The organism is Komagataeibacter oboediens (genome assembly GCF_003207815.1).
Classification (GTDB): Bacteria; Pseudomonadota; Alphaproteobacteria; order Acetobacterales; family Acetobacteraceae; genus Komagataeibacter; species Komagataeibacter oboediens.
This window is the reverse complement of the sequence record NZ_NKTX01000021.1, coordinates 40589-47395: the sequence shown is the minus strand read 5'-3', so window position 1 is coordinate 47395 and position 6807 is coordinate 40589. Positions and strand designations below refer to the sequence as shown.

Annotated in this window: 4 protein-coding genes and 1 pseudogene; 2 read left to right on the top strand and 3 right to left on the bottom strand. The window is 63.8% G+C overall.

Annotation, left to right across the window (positions count from 1 at the left end):
* From CFR80_RS20245 to CFR80_RS10155, 3 genes and pseudogenes are all read right to left on the bottom strand, one after another.
* Positions 1–178 (bottom strand): annotated as a pseudogene (locus CFR80_RS20245) (IS110 family transposase); the annotation flags it as partial.
* The gene (locus CFR80_RS10160) at positions 175–3285 is read right to left on the bottom strand and encodes a hypothetical protein (protein ID WP_181418193.1); all 3111 of its coding nucleotides are present in this window, start codon (positions 3283–3285) and stop codon (positions 175–177) included. The pseudogene CFR80_RS20245 and the gene CFR80_RS10160, both read right to left, overlap by 4 nt.
* A 98-nt stretch (positions 3286–3383) precedes the next feature.
* On the bottom strand, positions 3384–4337 hold the full coding sequence (locus CFR80_RS10155) for a hydrogen peroxide-inducible genes activator (protein ID WP_010513353.1): 954 nt from the start codon (positions 4335–4337) through the stop codon (positions 3384–3386).
* Between the two features lie 144 nt (positions 4338–4481).
* On the opposite strand from CFR80_RS10155, the gene ahpC reads away from it, so the two are divergent.
* Both ahpC and ahpF read left to right on the top strand, forming a co-directional pair.
* Positions 4482–5045, top strand: coding sequence for an alkyl hydroperoxide reductase subunit C (gene ahpC, locus CFR80_RS10150; RefSeq protein ID WP_010513351.1), 564 nt, complete (start codon positions 4482–4484; stop codon positions 5043–5045).
* Positions 5046–5121: 76 nt separating this feature from the next.
* Positions 5122–6711 (top strand): alkyl hydroperoxide reductase subunit F, encoded by a 1590-nt coding sequence (gene ahpF / locus CFR80_RS10145; RefSeq protein ID WP_010513350.1) that lies wholly within the window; start codon positions 5122–5124, stop codon positions 6709–6711.
* Positions 6712–6807: the final 96 nt, after the last annotated feature.

Genomic DNA, 6807 nt, shown 5'->3' with positions numbered 1-6807 from the left:
AATGATGCGATGTGCCGCAAGCTTCGAGCACGACCTGACACCGCTCGAGTTTCCCGAAGAATGAGGCAACCTCACTGCGCCCGAGCTTTCGCTTGAGAAGACATTTTCCATTTGCATCTGTGCCGTGCGCCTGAAAAACGGACTTGGCGATATCCAGGCCGATCATGGTAATTTTCATCCGGGCGGTCTCCTCTGAATGGTCATTCCGACCCCAGCATGGCACATTGATGCCGCATGGAGGCCGTCCACCCCATCTTGTAACGCCGCCTCGGGCTGCCCGGTCTCCACCAACTGGTGCGCCATGGTCTCCAGCGTGCTGATCAGGGGCGGGGTGAAGGTTGCCGGGTGCCTGTGGGCAAGGGGCTCAAGGCAGTCGATGACCTCACGGTACAGCACCATGCATTGTGCCGCAGGCTGCCCGTCCCGTCTTGCGACATAGGACAGCGTCTCCAGCGCTTTCCTTACGTCCCCTGCAAATGTTTCCGGGTCCAGGGCGGCCAGTTCGGTCCTTATGCGCAGCCCCTCCCGCCATGGTGCGAGGGAGAGTTCATGCCGGCCCAGTTCCATCTCCAGCCCCGCACGCCATATCAGTATCGTGCCCAGCTGCGCGCGCTGCCGCATGTTGTCCGGGTCCCGCGCCACGATGTCACGTTGCAGGTCAAGCATCTGCCCCAGCATGACGGTCAGGTCATGCATATGGCTGGTGCTCGCCATCAGGTCCGCCAAGTCGCTGAATGCGTCAGACAGGGCGGCGTGGACCGCATCGGGATCGCGCCGGGCCAGATCCATGTATAGCCGGACCGCGGCGGTGGCGCTGCGGATCGCGTCCTCGATCCGGTCATGCCTTTTCTGGTGGTGTGACAGGGCCATAAGGCTATGGGCCAGCGGGCGTGTGAACCGTTGGGCGTCGTTGTGTGCCAGCGCGGTGTACAGGTCGGCGGCTTCCTGCGCCGCCTGCATGTTTTCTGCCGACAGGACCGGGTTGATGGGCGACATGTCCGTGCTGAACGTGACCAGCGTGCGGGCCAGCGTGGGACGGAATACCTCTGGCCCCTCTTCAGCCAGTGCCCGGCACAGGCGCACGGCTTCCCGCAATGCGTGATATGCCTCTTTTCCCCGGTCCATGGCGTTCTGACAGCGTGACAGGGTGATCAGGCTGTCCACGGTTTCCGGCATGCCCGCGTCGTGCCGTTGTTCCGTGATGGCGGTCTGGAGTGAGAAGGCTTCTTCAATGGATTTCAGCGCGGCAGCATGCTGGGACAGCTCAAGCTGACGGAGGGCAAGCTGATGCAGGCTGTCCGCAAGCGCGGGGCGGAATGCATCCGGGTGGCCGTGGGCCAGCGTGGTGTACAGGATAACTGCATCCAGCGCCGTCTCGCGCGCATCGTCATGCTGCTGCATGCTGGCCTGACACGATGACAGCAGCACGAGAGCAGCCGCCAGCCCTGGCTGAAATGTCACCGGGCTGTCATCCGCCAGAATGGTCAGGATGACGATGGCGCGGCGCACTGTTCGCATTGCCGCTGCAGACTGCCCCAGCGCATGCTGGCAGCGTGCGACCTGAAAAAGCCCTGCTGCCCGACCGGGGCGGAAGGTTCCGGGATCATCATTGGCCAGCGCGGTGTAGGCCGCCAGCGCCTGCCGCGCCATGGGCAGGGCCACAGCCGGATTGTCCAGCCCGTTCTCATAGGCTGCGATGTCATGCAGGGTGGCGGCCAGCGCGGGACGAAATGTAGTCGGGTCCCGTGTCGCAAGGCGGTTGTGGACCGACAGCACATCCTGCGCCGCCCTACGTGCCGCGCCGGCATGCCACAGGTCCGCATGGCGGTGGAACAGGGCGGTTAGGACACGGCCCAGTGCAGCCGACTCCTCCCCACCATCACGCAGGGACGTGGCCAGCCTGTCCACTGCGTCCAGCGCGGAGGTTCTGGCCACCGCACCATGGCGGGGCAGGAGGCAGGCAAGAAGCCGGAGGGTATCACGCTCCTGTCCGCACAGGTGCAGCAGGCGGTCCAGCCACGCGATGGGCTGCGGGTAATCCGTCCTGTCCCACAGGCCATGGCAGGCACGGCTTATGCCCGCGACCAGCGGCAGGCGCACCTGCGGGCACGCCCACAGCCGGTCTAGCGCTGAGGTCCCATCGGGGGCGAGCAGGTGTAGCCCAAGCGCCCCGGTGACCAGATCGGGCAGGGGGGCGAGCATGCACCCGTCATGCCCCGGCTGGACCAAACGAAGGGCATGCAGGCATGCATCAGCCACAGTAACGGCGGACAGGGATGTGGGCGGCTCATCCGCAATGTCGTGTTCTGCCACCTGCCGCAGCACGTCCGGGGGCAGCCCGCCACACAGCAGGCTGATGCCAAGCAGGTGCAGCGCCCGTGGCCATACGGTTTCGGGCACGTGGCCATCGTGCCAGATGGCCCTGATGCGCCGGATTTCTTCATTGACCACGCGCGACAGGAGGGAGGGAACATCCAGCGTGCGGGCGACCAGCAGCCCTTCGCGTGCCGCGACGGTTCCCAGCGCGGTCAGGAACAGGGTCGATCCCTCGCGCGCAAGACTGTCCAGCCTGTGGCGCAGCATGCGTGCTGTATCGGCGGGCGGGGCCTTGCCCGCCGTTGCACGATAGGCGGCGCTAAAAACCGCATATTGCGTGTCCATGTCGGTCAGGGGGGCAAGGTCGGGCCATTGCGCGGGGGACAGCATGGCAGGCAGGGTGGCCGTCTGCGCATCATCGGGTCCGAAAATGTCATTGACCCACAGCGTATCCAGCCCGGCGCGTTCCAGCAGGACAATACGGAACGGATGGACCGCGCGGGGCTGGTGGCCCAGTTCGTGCAGCCAGGCGCGGATGGGCGTGGTCAGGCTGGCAGCATTGTCGATGATGACCAGCGTGGGCTGGTGCCACACGGTCGTGAAGGGATCATCGTTAAAAACATGCGCGCACGCGGGCGACAGGAACCCCGCCATCCAGCCCTGTTCACGCGCGCGGGCAGCCAGTTCCATGCCCAGCCGCGTCTTGCCCATGCCCGGCCCGCCGGTCACGATCTGGACGGATACGGCCTGCGTCGTGTCCGCCATCCACTGGCCAAGCGCATGAAGTCGCGCCCTGTGCCCGTAAAAGGGGATGTCATGGCCGCGGCCGGGAGGCAGGGCAGGGTCCGTGTCGGGCGTCAGGCGCACGTCATGGCTCATGGGGGACGCCGTGGGCGTGGCGCCATTGCGGAGTATTTTCAGGACCGTGTTTCTGGTCCGGGACTCAGGCATGCGATGGCGACGGCTCATTGCCTGAATATATCCATGGATAAAAGGCGCGATAAGGATTCTTTCATATGCCCCGGCGCTGCATGGTCCTGAAAAAATGCCTGCCCGTAACGCAGGGTTCAGTCACGCGGGGCGGGGGCGGATGATACGGTATCGACCGGCGTGCACCCTTCGGGCGGGTTGTCACGCAGGAAGCGGGCGAATTCACTGAAGGCCGGGCCACGCGGGTCGGACGTGCGCCAGACAAGGCCGATCGTGCGATAGGCCGACGGAAGCGCGGTCACGGTGATCAGCCCCTCCCATGCGGCCCGGTGGCGCAGGGCGAGACGGGGGATGAGGGAATATCCCTCGCCCGCACCGATCATGTGCCATAGCATTTCTAGGCTGGTGGCCAGACGCGGCTGATCGCGCTGGGGCGGCATGCCACACAGCGTCAGCGCCTGATCACGCAGGCAGTGCCCGTCTTCCAGCAGCAGCAGGTCCGGTCCCCGCAGGTCGGGCATCGCCAGCGTCCTGCGTTGCGCCAGCGGGTGACCGGCGGGAAAGGCGGCAAGAAAGGGTTCGCGGAACAGGGGCGCGCATTCGAACCCGTCCCCACCGACCGGCAGGGCTGCGAATACCACATCCAGTTCATCATGCCGCAGCATGCGCAGCATCGTGTCCGTCAGGCTGTCGGTCAGCTGCAGCTTCAGCTGCGGATAGGCGCCGCGCAGCAGCGGCAGCAGGTCGGGCACGTAATAGGGGCCAAGCGTTGCAATGACCCCCATGCGCACCAGCCCCTCCAGCGGGCCGGTGCGCACGCGCGCGGCCTCGATCATGGCGCGGGCGGCGGCCAGCACGTCGCGCCCCATCGCGATCAGGCGCGCGCCATCGGGGGTTACGGTCACATGGCGGCGGGAGCGTTCAAACAGCACAACGCCCAGCAGGGATTCCAGCTTGCGCACCTGTTCCGACAGGCCGCCCTGGCTGACGCCGCAGCGTTCGGCCGCGCGGGAGAAGTTGCGCAGGTCATCCACCGCCACCACATACTCGATGTCGCGCAGCGACAGGCCGGAAAGGGGAATATAGCTCATGTCTATAGATAGGACCGATTTCGGGGTGTTTGTAAAAAGGTTTTTCCGATCACACCCATTGACAGAAACGGTTTCTCCCCATTTCGTGTTTGTGGGACAAATGGCCCGTCAACACCTGACAAGCCAAAGTAAGGAGCATTCCGCATGGCACGCATTAATTCATCTCTGAAGCCGTTTGAGACAGACGCTTTCCACAACGGAAAGTTCATCAAGGTGACCGATGCCGATGTGAAGGGTAAATGGTCCGTATTCTTCTTCTATCCGGCGGATTTCACCTTTGTCTGCCCGACGGAACTCGAAGATCTGGCTGACAATTACGAAGCGTTCCAGAAGCTGGGCGTGGAAATCTACTCGGTTTCGACCGACAAGCATTTCACCCACAAGGCATGGCACGACACGTCGCCGGCCATCAGCAAGATCAAATACGTCATGCTGGGTGACCCGACCGCGCACATCGCACGTAATTTTGATGTGTATATCGAGGAAGCTGGCGTGGCCGACCGCGGCACCTTCCTGATCGATCCGGAAGGCAAGATCCAGTACATCGAAATCACAGCCGGCAGCGTTGGCCGCAGTGCCGCCGAACTGCTCGCCAAGATCGAGGCCGCGCAGTACGTCGCCTCCCACCCCGGTGAAGTCTGCCCCGCGAAGTGGAAGGAAGGCGGCAAGACGCTTACCCCGTCGCTGGACCTCGTCGGCAAGATCTGACGCCCATGGTCATGGTCCGGCCCTGCGGGGCCGGGCCAGCCATGCCACCTTTTCCCAAAGAGCGGAGTCCATTCCCATGTTGCAAGATCCCATCAAGACGCAGCTCAAGGGTTATCTGGCCAGCCTTGCGCACCCGATCGTGCTGGAGGCCAGCCTGGATGACACCCCCAAATCGCGTGAGATGCACGAACTCCTGCACGAGGTCGCCGCCCTTTCGGACAAGGTGCAGGTATCCGAGGCAGGTCAGGCCACCCGCCGCCCCAGCTTTGTCATTCGTCGCGATGGCACGAAAACGCAGGTCACGTTCGCCGCCATTCCCATGGGGCACGAATTCACGTCTTTCGTGCTGGCCATGCTGCAGGTCGGCGGTCATCCACCCAAAATCCCCGATGACGTGGCGGCCCGGATCCGCGCCCTGCCGGGACAGTACAGTTTCGAAACCTACGTCGCCCTGTCATGCCAGAACTGCCCCGATGTGGTGCAGGCGCTCAACGCCATGTGCGTGCTGAACCCCAACATCCACAATGTCACGATTGACGGGGCGCTGTTCCCTGATGAAGTCGCCGCGCGCAACATCATGTCCGTGCCGCAGGTGTACCTGAATGGCAAGCTGTTCGAGACGGGGCGCCTGGAAATCGAGCAGATACTGGCCCTGCTGGATGCCGACGCCCCCCGGCAGGCCGCCGAAAAGCTGAAGGACATCGCGCCGTTTGATGTCCTGATCATCGGGGAAGGGCCTGCCGGGGCGTCGGCTGCGGTCTATGCCGCGCGCAAGGGGCTGCGCACCGGGCTGGTAGGCGACCGTTTTGGCGGGCAGGTCATGGATACCGCAGGCATCGAGAACTTCATCTCGATCCCTGAAACCGATGGCCCGAAACTGTCTGCGGCACTCGAGGCCCATGTCCGGCAGTACGATGTGGACATCATTTCCGGCCAGCGTGCAAAGGAACTGTTTCTCGCACCCCAACCCGGCGGCCTGCATGGCGTGGTGCTGGAAAATGGCGCGGTGCTGCATTCCCGCACGGTCATACTGGCGACGGGTGCGCACTGGCGGCATCTGGGCGTGCCGGGTGAGGAAGAATACCGCAATAAAGGCGTGGCCTACTGCCCGCATTGCGATGGCCCGTTCTACAAGGGCAAGCGCGTGGCCGTGGCCGGTGGCGGCAATAGCGGGGTGGAAGCGGCAATCGACCTTGCGGGCATCGTGGCCCACGTGACGCTGCTGCAGCGCGGGTCGCACCTGAAGGCGGACAAGGTGCTGCAGGACAAGCTGCATACCCTGTCCAACGTCACGGTCCTGACCGAAGCCCTGACAACCCGGATCGAGGGCAATGGCCGCAACGTGACGGGCCTGACCTATCGCGGTGGCGATGGCGCGGACCATCATATCGATCTGGAAGGGGTGTTCGTGCAGATCGGCCTGCTGCCCAATACCGGCTGGCTGAAGGGGACGCTGAACCTGAATGACTTTGGTGAAATCATCGTGAATGACCACTGCGCCACATCTATCCCCGGTGTGTTCGCGGCGGGGGATGCGACAACCACGCCTTACAAACAGATTGTCATTGCCGTGGGCGAAGGGGCGACGGCCGCGCTGTCTGCCTTTGATTACCTGATCCGCGTGCCTGCGCCCGCGCCCGTGCCGGAAAAGCTGGTTACGGCCTGATGATCGATCCGTCCGTCCCGACCAGATCATCATGAAGCGTTCCGGATGCCGCCTTTTTTAAAAGGCGGCATTTTTCTTACGTGCGAATGCCACGCA

What these genes read in the sequence shown, in the direction of transcription:
- CFR80_RS10160 (WP_181418193.1), bottom strand. Translation starts at nt 3,285, where the DNA reads ATGAGCCGTCGCCATCGCATGCCTGAGTCCCGGACCAGAAACACGGTC.
- CFR80_RS10155 (WP_010513353.1), bottom strand. Translation starts at nt 4,337, where the DNA reads ATGAGCTATATTCCCCTTTCCGGCCTGTCGCTGCGCGACATCGAGTAT.
- ahpC (WP_010513351.1), top strand. Translation starts at nt 4,482, where the DNA reads ATGGCACGCATTAATTCATCTCTGAAGCCGTTTGAGACAGACGCTTTC.
- ahpF (WP_010513350.1), top strand. Translation starts at nt 5,122, where the DNA reads ATGTTGCAAGATCCCATCAAGACGCAGCTCAAGGGTTATCTGGCCAGC.